We start from the raw sequence: 20,831 nt of genomic DNA, 5'->3' as shown, positions 1-20,831 counted from the left end.
CTTTAAATGAAATAGCCGCTTATTCTACCTGGAATAACGTGGTACGCCAAACCACTGATGGTACCAACGGGGCATTATTTGCGCTCTTAACCCTTTGACAAACCAATTTTCAGCAAAAAAATGAATACTTACCTGCCCCTCAACTGCCGTGTCATACCACTGATAGCGATTCTGCTTATAGCGCATCATCACGCGGCTGGCGGGGAGTCGCCAGGCGCTGTAGCGCGCCACCGAGGCGAGTGCCACCCGCGCGGAAACGGCTCTGAGAAAAGGCGGCGAAGATGACGTGCCGCTGCCGTGATGCGCCACCTGCAATACGTCCGCGGGCAGCTCGGCGGGATAAAACCTCACCAGGTGATGCTCAGTTTTTGACTCAATGTCGCCAGTTAACAGCACACGCCATTTCCCGTCGCTCACAGCAACCACGCAGGAGTGATCGTTACCGGCTCGCTTCTCCCCCTCCTCAGGCCACAGTACCCGAAAGTTCAGCCCCTGCCATTGCCAGACTATGCCCCGGTGACAGGGCAAGTGCCCCTCCGCGCCGGGATTGCTGCGAACGCGGGCGGCCGGAAACGCGCGCTGGATACTGGCCAGCCCTCCCATATGGTCAAGGTGCTGGTGGCTGATAATCACCTGCTCCAGCGTCAGGCCCTGCCACTTTAGCCAGGGCAGGATCTGGCTGAGTGCCGCATCGCCGCTTTCCCAGCGATTCCCGGTATCATAAAGCGTGGCCTGACTCCCTCGGGATATCACCACTGCCAGCCCATGCCCCACGTCCAGCATATCGACCCGCCAGTCCGCTCGGGTCGTATTAAGACGAAAGCAGAGCAGCGATAACGTAAAGGCCACCAGCGTCAGGGGTGAGGTTCGCCAGCCGCCGAAGCGTATAGCGAGAATGAGCAGCCATGCCAGCCCGCTCAACCATAGCGCCAGGGTATTAACGTCCAGCCAGGCCGTTGGCAGCGCCCTCAGGGGCAGAAATGTCCCTGCCAGCGTTCTGTCCGCACCCCACCACAGCAGCTGGCTTAAGGACGTAAGGGGGGTAACAATGATGGCACACAGCAAAAGAGGGACGGTCAGCAGTGTAATAATCGGGATGGCCCAGAGATTCGCCAGCAGCGCACTGAGGCTAAAGCCATGAAAAATGACGACCTGAATCGGTAGCAGCAGGAGGAACATGCCAAACTGCACATGCAAAAGCCGCAGCAGCAGCCAGCGTTTTTTCCGCATAAACCTGGCCGGGAGTGGAAACCAGTGAAACCAAATCAACAGGCCCGCTACCGCCACGGCCGAGAGCCAGAGGCTGTCAGACAGTATGCTTAGCGGCTCAAAGAAGAGTATCAAACCAATGCACATACTCCATACCTGCCAGTTGCTGCAACAGATCCCACCCAGCCGGAGCAGACTCCAGGCGCTGAGTGCCAGCATCGCACGAATTGCAGGAGGATTGCCGCCGGAAAGCCAGGTGTATATCAGCGCTGCCAGCAGGCTCAAGATCAACGGAAAGCGGTAGCCAATCCATCGCGGGGCAAACCCCAGCTGCATCAGTCGGGCAATCGCCCAGCCCAGACTGGCCGCAAGGCCAATATGCATTCCTGATATCGCCATCAGATGCGCCGTGCCGGTTTCCCGCAGCAGCTGGCTGGTTTCACGGTTGATATCGCCCCGCTCGCCGAAGGCCAGCGCCGAGATTACAGACTGCCAGGGTAGATGCCCGTAATTTTCCCTGCTTGCGGTTATGACGCGATGCCGCCAGCTGCACGCCGGTGTTACGAGAGCCGCTGCGAGAATTCTTCCCGTCAGCGGCGTCTGGTTAGCCAGAGCGAAACGCTGTGCATCAAAGCTGCCCTCATTCAGCCGCGCGTGAACGGGTCGTAGCCTGAGCCTCATCTGCCAGCGCTGACCGGCACAGTAAGGGACAGGTTCACCCTGTGCTTTTACCAGTGCATAAATGGGCGCAAAGATCGGCCTGCCCGCTACCTGTAGAATGCGTAACTTCACCCGCTCAGACTGGGGCAGAAGCTGTTCGATACGCACCACCGCGTCAACCGGGCCAGTGCTTAAGCCCGTTATCTGCTGCCCGATGCTACGGCCTGCGCTGACCGACCAGACCACGATCAGCATAATTATCGCCAGATCGGTTGCCCCCCTCCTTCGCAGAACCAGCAGCAGGCCCGCCGTAATCATCAGCAGTGCGTCAAATCTGCTTCCCGGCAGCGATGGCAGGATTGTCAGCGGCAACGTGGCAATAATGACCCACACAGACAATCGGGTAAGAGAATAAGGCATGTCGGCACTCCTTTATTCCGGGAATACTAGTGTCCATGCATCAGGGAAGGAAATCAGCGGCGGAATCAGTGGGCTGGGGCAGGTACCGCAAACTATTTGGGCGTGTTACAGCTAATGGGGGAAAATTGCGCGACCGCTTCCATTACTGCCCGGTGAACAGGATACAACTATGAAAGATGGACACTGGTATTTTCGGAATAGAGGATGCGTCTGGCAGACGTTTATTGCAGGCAAAAAAAAACGACACCGAAGTGTCGTTTTATCGCTGTAATGCTGTAAGCCTTAACCGTAGATATTTGCGCGATCCCGCAGCTCTTTTCCCGGTTTAAAGTGTGGAACGTACTTCCCTTCCAACTCTACTTTGTCACCCGTTTTAGGGTTACGGCCGGTACGCGGAGCGCGATAGTGCAAAGAGAAACTGCCGAAACCCCGGATTTCAATGCGTTCGCCATCGGCTAAGGTAGTAGCCATATGCTCAAGCATCTCTTTTACCGCATCCTCAACGACTTTCGCCGGAATATGAGAGTGCTGGCCAGCAAGTCGTTCTATAAGTTCTGACTTGGTCATAAAACCTCCGGTTAATCCTTGGAAAAGCTCTGACAGTAACGGTTATCAGGGCGACCTGCGCCGCCCTGATGGCAAAAGCTATTACTCGCCTTTAGCAGCTTTGAATGCTTCAGCCATAGCGCTGGAGAAGTTACCTTCTTCCTGTTTGGTGTTAACAGTATTGATGGCTTCTTTCTCGTCAGCCTGGTCTTTCGCACGAACAGACAGGCTAACAACGCGGTTTTTACGGTCAACGCCAGTAAATTTCGCTTCAACATCGTCGCCGACGTTCAGAACCAGAGTCGCATCTTCAACGCGGTCCAGTGAAGCTTCAGAAGCGCGCAGGTAACCTTCCACGCCGTCTGCTAATTCAACTGTAGCACCTTTAGCATCAACAGCAGTCACTTTACCGTTAACAATCGCGCCTTTCTTGTTCAGAGAGACGTAGTTGTTGAACGGATCTTCTGCCAGCTGCTTAACGCCCAGGGAGATACGCTCGCGCTCTGCGTCAACCTGCAGAACCACAGCAGCGATTTCGTCGCCTTTCTTGTATTCACGAACCGCTTCTTCTCCGGTAGCGTTCCAGGAGATGTCAGACAGGTGAACCAGGCCGTCGATACCGCCGTCCAGGCCGATGAAGATACCGAAGTCAGTGATTGACTTGATTTTACCTTCAACGCGGTCGCCCTTGTTGTGGGTCTCTGCAAACTGCTGCCATGGGTTGTTTTTACACTGCTTCAGACCCAGGGAGATACGACGACGTTCTTCGTCGATATCCAGAACCATAACTTCAACAACATCGCCAACGTTAACAACTTTAGACGGATGAATGTTTTTGTTGGTCCAGTCCATTTCTGAAACGTGTACCAGGCCTTCAACGCCTTCTTCGATTTCAACGAAGCAGCCGTAGTCGGTCAGGTTGGTTACGCGGCCAGTCAGACGAGTGGTTTCCGGGTAACGCTTAGCGATAGCAACCCATGGATCTTCGCCCAGCTGCTTCAGACCCAGAGAAACACGGGTACGCTCGCGGTCGAACTTCAGCACTTTAACGTTGATTTCGTCACCAACGTTCACGATTTCGCTTGGATGCTTAACGCGTTTCCATGCCATATCAGTGATGTGCAGCAGGCCGTCAACGCCGCCCAGATCAACGAATGCACCGTAGTCAGTCAGGTTCTTAACGATACCTTTAACTTCCATGCCTTCCTGCAGGTTTTCCAGCAGCTGATCGCGCTCTGCGCTGTTTTCGGATTCGATAACGGCACGACGTGAAACCACCACGTTGTTACGCTTCTGATCCAGCTTGATTACTTTGAACTCAAGCTCTTTGCCTTCCAGGTGCAGCGTGTCGCGTACCGGACGAACGTCAACCAGTGAACCTGGCAGGAACGCACGAATACCGTTCAGCTCAACAGTGAAGCCACCTTTAACCTTGCCGTTGATAACACCGGTAACAGTTTCAGCGTCTTCGTAAGCTTTTTCCAGCGTGATCCATGCTTCGTGACGCTTAGCTTTCTCACGGGACAGCAGGGTTTCACCGAAGCCGTCTTCCACTGCATCCAGAGCAACGTCAACTTCGTCGCCAACCTGGATTTCCAGTTCGCCGGCTGCGTTTTTGAACTGCTCTGCAGGAATTGCAGATTCAGATTTCAGGCCCGCATCAACCAGAACGACGTCTTTGTCGATTGAGACAACAACGCCACGAACGATGGAACCCGGACGGGTTTCGATTGTTTTTAGGGATTCTTCAAATAGTTGAGCAAAAGATTCAGTCATATTGATAATCTTATGGATTCTTCAATTTAACGTCCACCTGACATCCTGACGGGTGGGGTTGTTTCACATGCCCCATGACGTCCATATCACAGGGTTAGATAAACTTTCGGGCCCCCTGGGCCCGGGTGTCACTGCGGCAAAGCGAGTTTCTCACGCGCATAATTAAGCGAAATTTCAATAACCTGCTCAATCGTCATGCTGGTTGAATCCAGCACCAGCGCGTCCTCTGCCGGTATCAGTGGCGCAATGGCGCGATTACGGTCGCGTTCATCACGTTCTTTTATCTCGGATAAAAGGCGCTCAAAGTTAACACTAAAGCCCTTCTCCTGCAACTGTAGCATACGCCGCTGAGCGCGCTCTTCTGAACTGGCATCAAGGAAGATTTTTACCGGGGCATCCGGAAAAACCACGGTTCCCATATCGCGGCCGTCGGCAATCAGGCCAGGCGCCTCGCGAAACGCCCGCTGACGGCGCAGAAGCGCCTCGCGCACCCGTGGAAAGACGGCGACTTTTGATGCCGTATTACTCACGTCCTGGGTACGGATTTCAGCCGAAACGTTTTCACCTTCCAGGATAACGTCCAGTTCACCTTCGGTAGAGACAAAGCGAACGTCAAGATGAGCGGCAATCGGTACAAGGGCCTCTTCAGACGTAATGTCCACCTGATGATGAAGCGCTGCCAGCGCCAGCACTCGGTATATTGCGCCAGAATCCAGCAGATGCCACTGCAACGCCTCTGCCATCGCTTTACACAAGGTCCCTTTACCGGCACCGCCTGGACCATCAATCGTGATCACCGGAGCTATAGCCGTCATGTCGTTCTCCTGTAGCTGGAATGCCTGAGAAAAACGCCTCAGGCAAATATCGCCGCGCATTATACGCACCTTACGCCAGGATCGTTACCCCTTAAGCATAGTCGCTTCCAAAAAACTGCACGATATGCGCTAAATGTCGTCAGAGAATATCAGGCGCTCGCTGGCAGGAGGCTGAATATCCGCTGCACTTTCAGCAGCGGATTTACAGATTTATGCCAGCGTGCTGATACGGGAAAGCTGCTCGAAATAATCAGGAAACGTTTTGGCGGTACAACCCGGATCGAGAAGGGTAACCGGCGACGGGGAGAGCGCGACCAGGGAGAAGCACATCGCCATACGATGATCGTTATAGGTGCCAATCTGCGCATACTGAATAGCGGTGGGCGGCGTCACACGAATGTAATCGTTCCCCTCCTCCACTTCCGCACCTACCTTGCGCAGCTCGATGGCCATCGCGGCCAGACGGTCAGTCTCCTTGACGCGCCAGTTGTAGATATTGCGCAACACCGTGGTGCCTTTGGCAAACAGTGCAGCGGTAGCAATGGTCATTGCAGCATCGGGAATATGATTCATATCCAGATCGATTGCGTTCAGTTCGCCGCGCGTGCAGGCAATGTAGTCGTCGCCCCATTCGATAACGGCACCCATTTTTTCCAGTACGTCAGCAAACCGGATATCACCCTGAACGCTGTTGCGCCCAATGCCGGTTACCTTAACGGTTCCCCCTTTAACGGCGGCGGCAGCCAGAAAATAGGAGGCGGATGAGGCATCTCCCTCGACCAGATAATCGCCCGGTGAGACGTAGCGTTGATTGCCGGTGATATGAAACACGCCGTAATGATCGTGTTTTACGGTCACGCCGAAGGTCGCCATCAGGTTAAGGGTGATATCAATATAGGGTTTGGACACTAAATCGCCTTTAATAACGATCCTGGTGTCCCTTTTCGCCAGCGGCGCGGTCATCAGCAGCGCCGTCAGAAACTGGCTTGAGACGGAGCCATCCACTGACACCTCGCCACCGTTAAAACCGCCTCTGAGGCGCAGCGGTGGATAGTTGTCCTGCTCAAGATAGTCGATCTCCGCCCCGCCCTGGCGCAGCGCGTCAACCAGATGGCCAATCGGACGCTCCTTCATGCGCGGCTCGCCGGTCAGCACGATATCATTACGCCCCAGGCAAAGTGCGGCGGCCAGCGGTCGCATCGCCGTTCCGGCATTACCCAGAAATAACTCAAGCGATCCCTGGGTCTGTAGCGGGCCAGCCTGACCGGTAACCTCACAGACGGTACGATCGGCAGAAAGCTGATAGTTTACGCCAAGCGCCTGTAAGGCATTCAGCATATGGCGGACATCATCGCTGTCCAGCAGGTTAGTCAGACGCGTCGTGCCCGACGCCAGAGCGGCCAGCAGCAGGGCGCGATTGGACACGCTTTTAGAACCCGGCAGATTGACAGTACCCTCTACCAGGGCAATGGGTTGTAAAGTCAGGGAATCCATTTAAGAGCTTTTCTCCAGAATAAATACGGTGAAACCCCGCAGCTTCGCGAGGTTTCAGTGAGGATGACTCACGCCGTTGCTGCGCAGGGCGGTTCAGCCGTGGCGGCGTTCAAAGTCTTGCATAAAGTCGGTCAGCGCCTGGACGCCTTCCAGCGGCATAGCGTTATAGATTGATGCGCGCATGCCCCCTACCGCGCGATGCCCCTTCAGCGCATGCAGACCCGCCGCCAGTGACTCCTCAATAAAGAGGTCGTCCAGCGACGCGTCGGCCAGCAGGAAAGGCACATTCATCCGCGAGCGGTTGCCAGTGGCGACGTCATTACGATAAAACGCGCTGCTATCGATGGTACCGTAGAGCAGATCGGCTTTCGCCTGGTTGCGCTTATCCATCTCAGAGACGCCGCCCTGCTCTTTCAGCCACTTAAACACCAGTCCGGAAAGATACCAGGCAAAGGTCGGCGGCGTGTTGAACATGGAGTCGTTGTCGCTGAGCACCTGGTAATCAAGCACCGAGGGCAGCACTTTGCTGGCCTTACCCAGCAGATCCTCACGCACCACCACCAGCGTCAGGCCAGCTGGGCCAATATTTTTTTGCGCCCCCGCATAGATAACGCCGTAGCGGGACACATCAATCGGATGTGAAAGAATGGTTGAAGAGAGATCGGCGACCACCACTTTGTCACCAAAGTCCGGCTCTTCATGAATCGCGAGGCCGTCGATGGTTTCGTTCGGGCAGTAATGAACGTAAGCTGCATCATCGGAAAGCGCCCAGCTGCTCATCGGCGTATTCGCGCGCAGGCCATCAACGGTGGTTTTGGCATCAATCACGTTCGGGGTGCAGTATTTATAGGCTTCTTTGATCGCGCTGTGCGCCCAATATCCGCCGTCTATATAATCTGCCGTGGCGTGCTCACCCAGCAGGTTAAGTGGAACCGCCGCAAACTGCGCGCGCGCGCCGCCGTGACAGAACAACACTTTGTAATTGGCTGGAATTTTTAGCAAATCGCGAAAATCTTTTTCGGCATCCTGCGCGACCTGAGTGAATTCTTTACTGCGGTGGCTTATCTCCATAACGGACGTCCCTAAACCCTGCCAGTTACGAAGTTCCTGTTCGGCACGACGAAGCACTTCCACCGGCAGCATTGCTGGGCCGGAGCTAAAATTGAATACCTGACTCATTTCCCCTCACCACTTTCAGTTCAAACGATTCTCTTCTGCTATCGGTTTTATCATTGCCTCCCCGCTGCTGCAATGTTTTATCCTGACAGCCGACCCGTTCCCGCCGCGTTATCATTACCCCCGGCGGAGAGCGATATAGCGATTCATTAAGAAACCCCGTATCATTACGCGCTTTCTGCACAACCCAAAAAGAGTGGGACTATGACGCAAACATTTATTCCAGGCAAAGACGCCGCGCTGGAAGATTCCATCGCGCGCTTTCAGCTAAAACTGCAGGACCTGGGCTTCAATATCGAAGAAGCTTCATGGCTGAATCCGGTGCCGAACGTCTGGTCCGTCCATATTCGCGACCGCGACTGCCCGCTATGCTTTACCAACGGTAAAGGTGCCACGAAGAAAGCGGCGCTGGCCTCTGCGCTGGGAGAGTATTTCGAGCGTTTGTCGACCAACTACTTTTTTGCCGATTTCTGGCTGGGTAATAAAATTGCTCAGGGCGATTTTGTGCACTATCCCAATGAAAAATGGTTTCCTCTGACCGACGATGATGCGCTGCCGGAAGGCATTCTCGACCCGCGGCTGAAAGCGTTCTACGATCCGGAAAATGACGTAGCCGCCAGCGATCTGATCGATCTGCAATCCGGGAATGCCGAACGCGGTATCTGTGCCCTGCCCTTTACCCGTCAGTCAGACCAGAAAACGGTCTACATTCCGATGAATATTATCGGCAACCTGTACGTCTCTAACGGGATGTCGGCAGGGAATACGCCTGATGAAGCTCGCGTGCAGGGTCTCTCGGAGGTTTTTGAACGCTATGTAAAAAACCGCATTATCGCCGAGTCAATCAGCCTGCCTGCCATTCCCGAAGACGTGCTCAGCCGCTATCCGGGCGTTGTGGCATCCATTGAAAAACTGGAGGCGGAAGGGTTCCCTATTTTCTCTTATGACGCCTCTCTTGGCGGCAACTATCCGGTTATCTGCGTGGTGCTGTTTAATCCACAAAACGGCACCTGCTTTGCCTCGTTTGGCGCGCACCCTGACTTTGGCGTGGCGCTGGAGCGTACGGTTACCGAACTGCTACAGGGTCGCAGCCTGAAGGATCTTGATGTCTTTACGCCACCAACCTTTGATGACGAAGAAGTGGCTGAACACACCAATCTGGAAACACATTTTATCGATTCCAGCGGGCTAATTTCATGGGATCTGTTTAAAGACGATGCGGATTATCCCTTTGTCGACTGGCATTTTGAGGGTTCCACTCAGGAAGAGTTCGCCACGCTGATGGCAATCTTCAAAGCGGAAGATAAAGAAGTTTATATCGCCGATTATCAGCATCTTGATGTTTACGCCTGCCGCATCATTGTGCCGGGCATGTCTGATATTTATCCCGCCGAAGATCTGCTGCTGGCAAATAACAGCATGGGCGCTCCGCTGCGCGACACGCTGCTTTCCCTGCCGGCAAGCCAGTGGGAAAAAGAGGACTATCTGGCCCTGATCGAGCGTCTGGACGAGGATGGTCACGATGACTTCACCCGCGTACGCGAACTGCTGGGTCTGGCAACCGGGAAGGACAACGGCTGGTATACCCTGCGTATTGGTGAACTGAAAGCGATGCTGGCGCTTGCCGGTGGCGATCTCGATCAGGCGCTGATCTGGACCGAGTGGACCACCGATTTTAATGGTTCGACCTTCTCTCCTGCCCGCGCGAACTATTACCGCTGCCTGCAAACGCTGCTGTTGCTCAGTCAGGAAGATGAACGCGATCCGCTACAGTATCATACGGCATTTGTTCGCATGTATGGTCAGGACGCCGTAGAGGCCGCCTCCGCCGCCATGAGCGGAGAAGCCCCTTTCTATGGCCTTCAGAGCGTTGATGAGGATCTGCTGGCCTTCCCGGCCCACCAGTCCCTGCTCGCCGCATATGAAAAGCTACAGCGTGCTAAGCGCACCTGGTGGCAGCAGAACTAACGCCTGACGTTTCGGCGATAATTCTGACGTAGCCACAGGGCAGCAGCAAATGGCGTAGCTGCTGCCCGATTAATTCCGATTTTACCGTGCCTCTCCTCTCAGCCTTATCCTCCTCTCGTTACATAAACATCCTTGTGAATAGCCCGCAGTAAAAGAGACAAAACGTGCTACTTTCAACTTTATTTTAGCCAATTAAAAAAGTTTTATTTCATATAATTCAGTAGTTTAATGCGAATAACATCATTAAAAACAGGGCTTTAAGCCCGATCGCACAGGTTGCGGCATGATCCAGGTCAATTTCTTACTGCCTGGGCTTTGTTACTATTTCATCGCTGACTAATTTTGGGAGACGTTAGTGTGAAAGCTGGCAACCCGTTCGATCTACTTCTACCGTCTGAAATGGCAAAAGTTGCCGAGGAAGCCGGTGTCTATAAAGCATCCAAACACCCCTTCACCACTTTTTTTCTGGCGATTACCGCTGGCGTATTTATTTCAATCGCCTTTGTTTTTTACATTACGGCTACGACCGGTGCCGAGGCCCTTCCGTGGGGCATGACGAAGCTGGTAGGCGGTATCTGCTTTTCACTGGGACTGATGCTGGTTGTTGTCTGCGGTGCCGATCTCTTCACCTCTACGGTGCTGACCATGGTGGCTAAGGCCAGCGGCCGGATCACCTGGGGGCAGCTGGCGCGTAACTGGATTAATGTTTATATCGGTAACTTTTTTGGTGCCGCTTTCTTTGTCGGGCTGATCTGGTTCGCGGGCCAGCATATGGCGGCCAACGGGGCGTGGGGCCTGAATGTTCTGCAAACGGCCGACCACAAAATGCACCATACGTTTATCGAGGCCGTCTGTCTTGGCACCCTGGCGAATCTGATGGTCTGCATGGCGGTATGGATGAGCTACTCGGGCCGTACGCTGACCGATAAAATGCTGGCGATGGTGCTGCCCGTCGCGATGTTTGTTGCCAGCGGTTTTGAACACAGCATCGCGAATATGTTCCTGATCCCAATGGCTATCGTTATCAGGGATTTCGCCTCTCCTGAATTTTGGCATGCAACGGGCGCAACGGCGGCCCAGTTTTCGCACCTCACCGTTAAAGACTTTATTACTGATAACCTGATCCCGGTCACTCTCGGCAACATTATCGGCGGCGGTTTGCTGGTAGGCCTGACATACTGGGTCATCTATCTGCGAGATGGCGACCATCACTGATCGCCGACATTCATTTAGCTCCCGCGGCCAGGGCTGGCGGGACGGAAGAACTCAACGTAATTAAGGTAGGTATCAAATGAGCACACACAATGAAAAACAGGCCGCAGCCTGGGCGAGCTTTGCAGAAGGTGAATGGCAGAACAGCGTTAACGTTCGTGACTTCATCCAGAAAAACTACACGCCTTATGAGGGTGACGAATCTTTTCTGAGCGGTGCATCTGAAGCCACTACTGCCCTGTGGGACAAGGTCATGGAAGGCATTAAGCTGGAAAACCGTACCCATGCGCCGGTAGATTTTGATACCGACCTGGCCTCTACCATTACCTCACATGACGCGGGCTACATTAATAAAAAGCTCGAGAAAATTGTTGGTTTACAAACTGAAGCTCCGCTGAAACGCGCACTTATTCCGTTCGGCGGCATCAAAATGGTTGAGGGTTCCTGTAAAGTTTACGGCCGTGAACTGGATCCGGGCCTGAAAAAAGTCTTTACCGAGTACCGTAAAACCCACAACCAGGGCGTATTTGATGTTTATACCCCTGACATTCTGCGCTGCCGTAAATCTGGCGTACTGACGGGTCTGCCCGATGCCTACGGACGTGGCCGCATCATTGGTGACTACCGCCGCGTGGCGCTGTACGGCATTGATATGCTGATGAAGGACAAGTTTGCTCAGTTTACCTCGCTGCAAAGCGATATGGAAAACGGCGTCAATCTTGAAGCCACTATCCGTCTGCGTGAAGAGATTGCTGACCAGCATCAGGCGCTGCAGCATATTAAAGAGATGGCGGCAAAATACGGCTGCGATATCTCCGGACCTGCAACCAACGCGCAGGAAGCCGTACAGTGGACCTACTTCGGCTACCTGGCGGCAGTGAAGTCGCAAAATGGCGCAGCGATGTCCTTTGGTCGCGTATCCACCTTCCTGGATATTTACATCGAACGCGATCTGCAGGCCGGTAAAATCACCGAGCAGGATGCACAGGAGCTAATCGACCACCTGGTCATGAAGCTGCGTATGGTGCGCTTCCTGCGTACCCCAGAATACGATGAGCTGTTCTCAGGTGACCCCATTTGGGCAACGGAATCGCTGGCCGGAATGGGCGTGGATGGTCGCACCCTGGTGACCAAAAACAGCTTCCGCTTCCTGAATACGCTCTACACCATGGGGCCATCTCCAGAACCGAACATGACCATTCTGTGGTCTGAGAAGCTGCCGCTTAACTTCAAAAAATATGCGGCGAAAGTCTCAATCGACACGTCGTCAGTTCAGTACGAAAACGACGACCTGATGCGTCCTGATTTCAACAACGATGATTATGCTATCGCCTGCTGCGTGAGCCCAATGATCGTCGGTAAACAGATGCAGTTCTTTGGTGCCCGCGCTAACCTGGCAAAAACCATGCTGTACGCGATTAACGGCGGCATGGACGAAAAAATGAAAATGCAGGTCGGTCCAAAAGAAGCCCCGATGATGGATGAGGTGCTGGACTACGATAAAGTGATGGCCCGGATGGATCACTTTATGGACTGGCTGGCTAAACAGTACGTGACCGCACTGAATGTGATTCACTACATGCACGACAAATACAGCTATGAAGCCTCGCTGATGGCGCTGCACGATCGTGATGTCTACCGGACTATGGCCTGTGGTATCGCAGGTCTGTCGGTGGCGGCTGACTCACTTTCCGCCATTAAATATGCGAAAGTCTCCACCATTCGTGATGAAGACGGCCTGGCGGTCGACTTCAAAATTGAAGGTGAATACCCGCAGTTCGGTAACAACGACTCCCGCGTCGATGATATCGCCTGTGACCTGGTTGAGCGCTTTATGAAGAAAATTCAGAAGCTGCACACCTATCGCGATGCGGTGCCCACTCAGTCCGTGCTGACCATCACCTCTAACGTGGTTTACGGCAAAAAAACCGGTAATACCCCGGATGGTCGTCGCTCAGGCGCGCCGTTCGGACCCGGCGCTAACCCAATGCACGGTCGCGATCAGAAAGGTGCCGTTGCCTCCCTGACCTCGGTGGCGAAGCTTCCGTTTGCCTACGCGAAAGATGGTATCTCTTACACCTTCTCCATTGTGCCTAACGCACTGGGCAAAGATGATGATGTACGTAAAGCCAACCTTGCCGGATTGATGGACGGGTATTTCCACCATGAAGCCAGCATTGAAGGCGGCCAGCATCTTAACGTTAACGTGATGAACCGTGAAATGCTGCTGGATGCGATGGACAACCCGGAGAAATATCCACAGCTGACCATCCGTGTTTCAGGCTACGCGGTACGTTTCAACTCGCTGACCAAAGAGCAGCAGCAGGATGTGATTACGCGTACCTTTACTAAATCTCTGTAACGTTTACGCTGAGAATAAGGGCTCCACATCGGTGGAGCCTTTTCCAGTCTTCTTTGCCAGCCGCCTTCAGGTTCTACGCTTCTCAGACTGCGGGCAAAAAAGACTTAACGCAGCTCACAGACTGCGACCCGCCACCGCGCGGGACTAACGTGGAGAATTCACCGCAATGTCAGTAAAAGGTCGCATCCATTCATTTGAATCCTGCGGGACCGTCGACGGCCCCGGCATCCGCTTTATCACCTTCTTTCAGGGCTGCCTGATGCGCTGCCTCTATTGCCACAACCGCGATACCTGGGATACGCACGGTGGTAAAGAGATAACCGTTGAAGAGCTGATGAAGGATGTCGTTTCCTATCGCCACTTTATGAATGCCTCCGGCGGCGGCGTAACCGCATCGGGCGGAGAAGCGATATTGCAGGCGGAGTTTGTGCGCGACTGGTTTCGCGCCTGCCATGCTGAAGGGATTAATACCTGTCTGGATACCAACGGTTTCGTTCGCCGCTACGATCCGGTCATTGATGAGCTGCTGGAGGTCACCGATCTGGTGATGCTGGATCTGAAGCAGATGAACGATGACGTGCATCAGATCCTCGTGGGAGTGTCCAACCACCGCACGCTTGATTTTGCCCGCTACCTCGCGAAGAAGAAAATCCGCACCTGGATCCGCTACGTGGTGGTGCCCGGCTATTCGGATGATGATGACTCTGCACACCGCCTGGGTGAATTTACCCGCGACATGGGTAACGTGGAGAAGATTGAGCTGCTGCCCTATCACGAATTGGGCAAGCATAAATGGGTTGCGATGGGTGAAGAGTATAAGCTTGATGGCGTTCATCCACCGAAAGCAGAGACCATGGACCGTGTAAAACATATACTTGAAGGCTACGGCCACAAGGTCATGTACTGACAGAAAAAGCGGTTGGGCCGAACGGCTGTTTGTTATGGCCGCAAGGCTTTGCCGCCGTTTTGAACATAGTACGCCTTCGGCGTGAGCGGCGCAGCTTCGGGGGTTATCATGACTTCTGCTCCGTCTTATACTTTGCCCCATCTATATACCGCGACCCGCCAAACTGCTCTTCACCGGACTGTGCCCACTCCCGTGTCTACTGCCAGAGCTGTAAATATAAAGGCCTGCAGTGCCTGCGGCATGAAATCATTGGAGCAGTGGATTGCTGAGCAGCAGCACATCATCTTTACCATACCTGCTGTGGCCCTTCTTTAACAACAACTGGCCACTACCAAACAGATTGTTCCGCTGCGCCAGGAAGAGATGATCGGACGTTTTTTCAGCCACGTTCCGGCACGCCATTTTAAGATGGTACATTACTCCGATTTTCTGGCTAACCGCAAACGGGGGAAGCTGTTCCAAAGATCTCCGAAACGCTGTCGGTGACTGGGCGGGAGATACCCAAACGTCCGGGATTAACGGGGCTGATGAAAGCGTTTATTGGTACTAATTCGTACCAATGTTTTTTGTGCAGGGACAGGCTGCGTTTAGCGGGATCTGAGGCCCAACCGTACGCAAATGTTTGCTAAGTGCGGCATTTAATCTGCCATCACAAATCAATACTAATAAAAATGCATTTTTTCATAGTGTTAGGATTACTAAGTTGCAAGCCCACTTAGGCTGGTATTTCTCACTTGATAAACAATTACCAGCCTTTTTATATGTTCCCGCTTACATTTTACTTACTTGTAGTTATTAATTTCCTCTCCACGAATAGCGCCCCACTCAAGTAATATACCAATCATTTCTTTCTTAGTGTATTTTATCGCATTATCTAACATTGCCTCAGCAGAATTAACTTTCCTAAATGCCTTATTCGGTTTTACTAGCCCATGATCCAAAAAATCTTTCAGAATTTTCTCATCCGCAGAGTGACCGCTTAGTAAAAACTAGATATCATAAAGAAAATTTGAAATTTTAATTAAATCCCTTCCAGTAAAGCTGAATTTTGATAATAACAAATCGACAACATCTTTTTTAGAGTGTTCTATAGCAAGCCTCATAACTTTACATGCTTCATCCTTGTTTCTAATATGTACTGAAAGAGCTTCAAAATTAGATGCTTTAACCGCATCCTCTGCACTTAATTCTCGTAACTTTACTTCTTTAAAAGTATCAGTGCTAACCATTCTCGGGACATGAAACTCTGGTTGAAATACAAAGTTCAGAATTTTATCTAAATTTTCGCTATCCAGGTTTTTATTCATAGCAAATTTTTTAAACTCTGTATCATTGCTGTTTCGAAGGAAATCTATGAGGTGTAACCCCAGTCCAAGCCTCATGTCTTTAGTATTAAAGATAGGAACATCTTTTATACCTTTTTCCCCATGAACATTACGGTCAATTTCACTTCTTACCTCAGAGAATTGACCTATGAATTTCTTATGTTCGTGCATAAATGCCGGTGGTATTCTGTTATCAAAATGATCAGTCAACGTCAGATACCCATGAGAAAACTGTTCATCAACTATATAAGCATTGGCTCCAAAATCTACAGTTGAATGGCGGGTATTGAGAGGGAGTTGAGCTTTATCGCCAGAAAATTCGACGCCAAAAAAAACAAAATCATGATTACTTAAACATTTTATATCTTCTGGGTAGGTATTTTTTGCAGTGCTAATCTCACTTGATTGCAACTTATTCAACGACATAATGTTAAGTATTCCAGCGGAATCTACCAAATTTGAATTACTTTGATGTCTGAAATGGATTTTGGCATCTACCACTTTACTTAGCAAAACCTTTTCCTGCGCGGTCATATTTTGGATTTTTTCTTTTATTTCAGTTAAATAATTTTTTGATACATTATTAAGATGCTGTAGTGAGTGTAATGAAGCTTTCCGTGCGGATGAATCTGTCAGAGCGATGCCTAATTCTCTGAAGTTAGAACCTTTAGAAAACATTCTATGATAGCTCTGAGCGGCCACTACTTTCTTAAAAAATGCTTTTATTACATCTGCACTTCTGTTCTTTAAATCACTACTCTTAAGAATTGTATCCGGAGAGTTTTGTATAGAAATACAATATTTCATGGTGTTACTTAGTCCCTTTGCAGTTTCTCTATCTGACGGAAGGCAAGCAAAATTATTTTGCTGATCATTTACTAATGAATGTGTTAACTTCATAACTAATTTCTCCTTGTATACATATTAATTTTGACTGAAATTATCGTGGCAGCCTATAATGTCAGGCCTTATTTTTTCAAATGTAAATCACTAATGAATTATTCTTATAATAGCCTGGGTCTTAAAAAATTTTTTTCCGCATCCTGACAACTGAAGTGCATCACTCTGCGAATTCAGGTTCTGGTCATCGGTTGAGATCCTGGCATATCCGATTAACATGATTTCACCCACATATTGTCAATATACTCGTTACTGTGACCTCGATGTTAACATCGTTTAACTTACCCGGTATATTAACAAACGCTCTTCAGTCGTTCTGTTTAAGCACAAAGCGGAAAACAGAAGTAAAGAAAACGACCGTATAGGTGACAGGTGACAGGTGACAGGTGACAGGTGACAGGTGACAGGTGACAGGTGACAGGTGACAGGTGACAGGTGACAGGTGACAGGTGACAGGTGACAGGTGACAGGTGACAGGTGACAGGTGCAAAATGTTAACAGGATATATGCGAGTGTCAAAAAAAGATGGTTCGCAGTCGGATAATTTACAGCGTGATGCGCTGATTGCCGCTGGTGTTATGGTTGCTCATCTTTATGAGGACCGGGCATCAGGCAAACGCGAAGATCACCCTGGGCTAGTAGCCTGTCTTAAAGCACTATGACCCGGCGAACGCTGTACAGACGTAGATCCCCTGATGGTCAACTGCGTTCTGACGGAATAAAACTTCTCAACCGGAATTAGACCTGTTAATTAAATTTTTTTATTGAAAGTATTATATGAATACGAATGGAAAAAATGGTCATTTATATTATATAACAAAATAGAATGGTCCTCTTTTACTATTATTACATGGCTTGCTGATGGATGGAAATTAATGGCTCACTAATGGGTTAGTTGAGACTCATAGCAAAAATTTTGTGTAGCATATCCTGATATGTTGGGGCAAGGAATGCGTGATAAACCAGTTGAAGCTGGTCTTTATGAGCAGGGCAAGCAGAAGAAACGGATGAATGGCCACTGTGACGGTTATAATTGTGTGAAACCAGAATGCGTGATTGTATGAAAACGCACTTAGCGTACGTTATCGTACGGATGGGCTTCAGCCCCCTTAGCCGGCACCCAGGCCTGTGCGCATGCGATGGAATCGCTGTTGGAAAGGCTACGGGGTATGGAGAAAAAGCGATGGCTACGAATGCTGGATCAGTGTGCCTGAAAAATGGATTTAAGGTTAAAATACAATTAAAAAGGCATTTGTACACATAAACTAACACATGGCCGCGCCATCAGCGGATGGTTCGTGCTGATATCCATGGTCAGATACTCTCAAAAGAAGCGATTGAAATTTCTAACCATGAACGAACAGTCAGCCAGCGGCCTCTCTGTTATCTGCCCTTCTCAGGCATGCGCCACCGGCGTAGCCTGCTTGTCTTCTTTACGCAGTAGCATGACCAGATAGACAAGGGCTACGGCTGCAATCATCACGAAGAGTACGCGATCCGAATAGTTTTGCATCAGCACCGAGGTCATTGCCGGGCCGAGCAGGCTGCCAGTGGTATAACTCAGCAGCAGCGCCTGGTTCATCGCCACCAGTTCATGATGCGCCACGGTCTCGCAGGCCCATGACATGGCGACCGGATAAAGGGTGAACCCGGCGCATCCGAGGATAAACAGGGCCGGCGCCATTGCGGCGTGGCTCATCATCGCCAGCGCGCCAAGGATCACCACGAATACCTGCACACGCAGCACCAGCAGGCGACCATAGCGATCGGCCAGGCGGCCCACCGGCCACTGCCCGACAATTCCGGCGCTGACCAGCAGCGCCATCCAGTATCCGACCGTGGCATCGCTCATGCCCTGATGCGAAAGATAGAGCGGCATCAGGCCATAAAGCGAACCGAGAAGGATCCCGGAGATGATGCAGCCATTGATGCCGAGACGCGCGCTGCGACGACGCAGCATCGGCCACATACGTCCGGGAGCGGCCTCCTCATCATCCCCTTTCGCCGTGATGCGGGTAAATACCAGCGGCAGCATGGCAGAAATCACCAGGGCGGTGACCCAGGGGAGAACCGTTAGCAGCGCCGTGCCTCCCTTGCTGACCACCAGCTGTCCGACAACGGTGCCAATATAATAAACGATCATATAGGCGGCCAGCAGCTGGCCGCGATTGCGCAGGGTACCGCTGCACAGCAATGCGCTCTCCACCACCACCCAGATCAGGGCACAGCCTATCCCGGCGACGAAGCGCCAAAGCGTCCAGGCCCAGAAGCCACTCTCCAGCCCCAGCGCCGCCGTTGCCATGGCGAACAGCACCGAAGCCAGATAGTAGCTGCGGTTGAATCCCAGCCGCTTAATGATTATCCCTGCAATTAGCGTGCCCGCCAGGTTACCGGTGTAGTAGGCCGAACTGACCACGCCTACCTGCCAGGTCGGTAAGGCATCATGCGTGAGCCACAGCGGCACCAGCGTATTCAGTACGGCGATGGCAATGGTCATCAAAAGCAGGCCGCAAAGCAGCACAATGACAGGGCGGGACCAGGTGGACATTGTCAGTTAATAACCAGAAATATGGGAGATTTTGCGCGCATAATGCCACCGGCATAATTAATGTCAATGGGCTTAAATCACGCTCAGCACGATTTGCCAGCGGACGCCTCAAACCGCCAATAAAAAAGCCCGCGGGCATCGCTGCCAGCGGGCTTTTAAACAAGGCTAATCCTGTTAGCCGATTGAGGTCAGGCCCTTCATATAGGGGCGCAGCACGTCAGGAACCCTGATAGTGCCATCGGCCTGCTGATAGTTTTCCAGCACCGCCACCAGCGTACGCCCAACGGCCAGACCTGAACCATTCAGAGTATGCACCAGACGTGGCTTCTTCTCCGTTTTGGTGCGGCAGCGGGCCTGCATGCGACGCGCCTGGAAATCACCCATGTTGGAGCAGGAAGAGATTTCACGATAGGTATTCTGCGCCGGAAGCCACACTTCCAAATCGTAGGTCTTACAGGCACCAAAGCCCATATCACCGGTACACAGCAGCACCTTACGATACGGCAGGTCAAGCTGCTGAAGGACTTTCTCGGCGTGACCGACCAGCTCCTCAAGCGCCTGCATGGAGTCTTCCGGACGCGTGATCTGGACCATCTCCACTTTGTCGAACTGATGCATACGGATCAGCCCGCGCGTGTCACGACCGTAAGCGCCCGCTTCAGAACGGAAACAAGGCGTATGGGCCGTAAACTTCAGCGGCAGCGACTCCTCTTCCAGAATTTCATCGCGAACCAGATTGGTCAGCGGAACTTCCGAGGTTGGAATTAATGCGTAGTCGCTGCTGGAGGCCTCTTCTTCCAGCGGCCGGGTATGGAACAGATCCTCACCGAACTTGGGCAGCTGACCCGTCCCGTACAGCGATGCGTGATTCACCAGGTAGGGTACGTAGGTTTCAAGGTAGCCATGCTGCTCGGTATGCAGATCCAGCATAAACTGGCTGAGCGCACGATGCATAAGGGCTATCTGCCCTTTCATCACCACAAAGCGCGAACCGGTTAGCTTAGTCGCAACGGCAAAATCCAGACCACCCGCCATTTCACCCAGTTCAACGTGATCGCGCACGCTAAAGGCCAGGTTTGCAGGCTCTCCCCAGCGGCTGACTTCCAGATTCTCACTGTCGTCTTTACCGTCAGGCACTTCATCAGCCGGTATATTCGGCATCGCCAGCGCAACGTCGCGAATCGCGTTCTGCAGCGTCTCTAGTTCAGCTTTCGCGGCGTCCAGACGTTCACCCAGTGCGTTCACTTCCTGACGCAACGGCTCAATATCTTCCCCACGCGCTTTGGCCTGGCCGATCGTTTTGGATCGGGAGTTACGTTCTGCCTGCAACGTTTCTGTTTCGACCTGCAAAACTTTACGACGCTCTTCGTGAGCACGTAACGTATCAACGTCCAGCTTAAAGCCCCGACGTGCCAGTTTTTCAGCGACTGCGTCTGGCTCATTACGCAGCAGATTGGGATCGAGCATGCTAGTCCTGTGCTTAATATGATTGAGTGAATAAAAGCGGGACGCA

At 52.0% G+C, this 20,831-nt stretch carries 13 protein-coding genes and 3 pseudogenes; 5 read left to right on the top strand and 11 right to left on the bottom strand.

Annotated features, from left to right (window positions below; genetic code table 11):
• Nucleotides 1-24: 24 nt before the first annotated feature.
• The 6 genes from AAGR22_RS08495 to serC form a co-directional block, all read right to left on the bottom strand.
• Nucleotides 25-2,289 carry a ComEC family protein gene (locus AAGR22_RS08495; protein WP_345831270.1) on the bottom strand — a complete coding sequence of 755 codons (2,265 nt, stop codon included), beginning with the start codon at nt 2,287-2,289 and terminating at the stop codon, nt 25-27.
• 282 nt (nt 2,290-2,571) lie between these two features.
• Nucleotides 2,572-2,856, bottom strand: coding sequence for an integration host factor subunit beta (gene ihfB / locus AAGR22_RS08490; protein ID WP_067702844.1), 285 nt, complete (start codon nt 2,854-2,856; stop codon nt 2,572-2,574).
• Between the two features lie 81 nt (nt 2,857-2,937).
• Nucleotides 2,938-4,611: a 30S ribosomal protein S1 gene (gene rpsA, locus AAGR22_RS08485; RefSeq protein WP_067702841.1), complete on the bottom strand. Its 1,674-nt coding sequence runs from the start codon at nt 4,609-4,611 to the stop codon at nt 2,938-2,940.
• 128 nt (nt 4,612-4,739) lie between these two features.
• Nucleotides 4,740-5,426 (bottom strand): (d)CMP kinase, encoded by a 687-nt coding sequence (gene cmk / locus AAGR22_RS08480; RefSeq protein ID WP_067703697.1) that lies wholly within the window; start codon nt 5,424-5,426, stop codon nt 4,740-4,742.
• Nucleotides 5,427-5,636: 210 nt separating this feature from the next.
• On the bottom strand, nt 5,637-6,920 hold the full coding sequence (aroA, locus tag AAGR22_RS08475; protein WP_345831269.1) for a 3-phosphoshikimate 1-carboxyvinyltransferase: 1,284 nt from the start codon (nt 6,918-6,920) through the stop codon (nt 5,637-5,639).
• A gap of 93 nt (nt 6,921-7,013) precedes the next feature.
• Entirely contained in the window at nt 7,014-8,099 is a 1,086-nt protein-coding gene (gene serC, locus AAGR22_RS08470) for a 3-phosphoserine/phosphohydroxythreonine transaminase (RefSeq protein WP_067702835.1), read from the bottom strand.
• A gap of 201 nt (nt 8,100-8,300) precedes the next feature.
• Between serC and ycaO the strand changes: the two genes are divergently transcribed.
• From ycaO to pflA, 4 genes are all read left to right on the top strand, one after another.
• Nucleotides 8,301-10,064 (top strand): 30S ribosomal protein S12 methylthiotransferase accessory factor YcaO, encoded by a 1,764-nt coding sequence (gene ycaO / locus AAGR22_RS08465; protein ID WP_345831268.1) that lies wholly within the window; start codon nt 8,301-8,303, stop codon nt 10,062-10,064.
• A 357-nt stretch (nt 10,065-10,421) separates the two neighbouring features.
• Nucleotides 10,422-11,279 (top strand): formate transporter FocA, encoded by an 858-nt coding sequence (gene focA, locus AAGR22_RS08460; protein ID WP_345831267.1) that lies wholly within the window; start codon nt 10,422-10,424, stop codon nt 11,277-11,279.
• 76 nt (nt 11,280-11,355) lie between these two features.
• On the top strand, nt 11,356-13,638 hold the full coding sequence (pflB, locus tag AAGR22_RS08455) for a formate C-acetyltransferase (RefSeq protein ID WP_067702826.1): 2,283 nt from the start codon (nt 11,356-11,358) through the stop codon (nt 13,636-13,638).
• Nucleotides 13,639-13,804: 166 nt separating this feature from the next.
• On the top strand, nt 13,805-14,545 hold the full coding sequence (pflA, locus tag AAGR22_RS08450) for a pyruvate formate lyase 1-activating protein (RefSeq protein ID WP_345831266.1): 741 nt from the start codon (nt 13,805-13,807) through the stop codon (nt 14,543-14,545).
• 246 nt (nt 14,546-14,791) lie between these two features.
• Here the strand turns inward: pflA and AAGR22_RS08445 are convergent, their stop codons facing one another.
• The 3 genes and pseudogenes from AAGR22_RS08445 to AAGR22_RS08435 all read right to left on the bottom strand — a co-directional run.
• Entirely contained in the window at nt 14,792-14,932 is a 141-nt protein-coding gene (locus tag AAGR22_RS08445) for a hypothetical protein (RefSeq protein ID WP_345831265.1), read from the bottom strand.
• 395 nt (nt 14,933-15,327) lie between these two features.
• Nucleotides 15,328-16,404, bottom strand: a pseudogene (locus AAGR22_RS08440) (T3SS effector OspC family protein).
• Between the two features lie 492 nt (nt 16,405-16,896).
• Nucleotides 16,897-16,989, bottom strand: a pseudogene (locus tag AAGR22_RS08435) (recombinase family protein); the annotation flags it as partial.
• A gap of 272 nt (nt 16,990-17,261) precedes the next feature.
• Between AAGR22_RS08435 and AAGR22_RS08430 the strand changes: the two are divergent.
• Nucleotides 17,262-17,429, top strand: a pseudogene (locus tag AAGR22_RS08430) (recombinase family protein); the annotation flags it as partial.
• Nucleotides 17,430-18,166: 737 nt separating this feature from the next.
• Here AAGR22_RS08430 and AAGR22_RS08425 read toward each other — a convergent pair.
• Together AAGR22_RS08425 and serS are read right to left on the bottom strand one after the other, a co-directional pair.
• Nucleotides 18,167-19,318 carry an MFS transporter gene (locus tag AAGR22_RS08425; protein ID WP_345831264.1) on the bottom strand — a complete coding sequence of 384 codons (1,152 nt, stop codon included), beginning with the start codon at nt 19,316-19,318 and terminating at the stop codon, nt 18,167-18,169.
• A gap of 174 nt (nt 19,319-19,492) precedes the next feature.
• Nucleotides 19,493-20,785, bottom strand: a complete 1,293-nt coding sequence (serS, locus tag AAGR22_RS08420) for a serine--tRNA ligase (protein WP_345831263.1) — start codon at nt 20,783-20,785, stop codon at nt 19,493-19,495.
• Nucleotides 20,786-20,831: the final 46 nt, after the last annotated feature.

The organism is Erwinia sp. HDF1-3R (assembly GCF_039621855.1).
In the GTDB taxonomy this organism is placed as follows: Bacteria; Pseudomonadota; Gammaproteobacteria; order Enterobacterales; family Enterobacteriaceae; genus Erwinia.
This window is presented reverse-complemented; position numbering and strand designations above follow the sequence as displayed.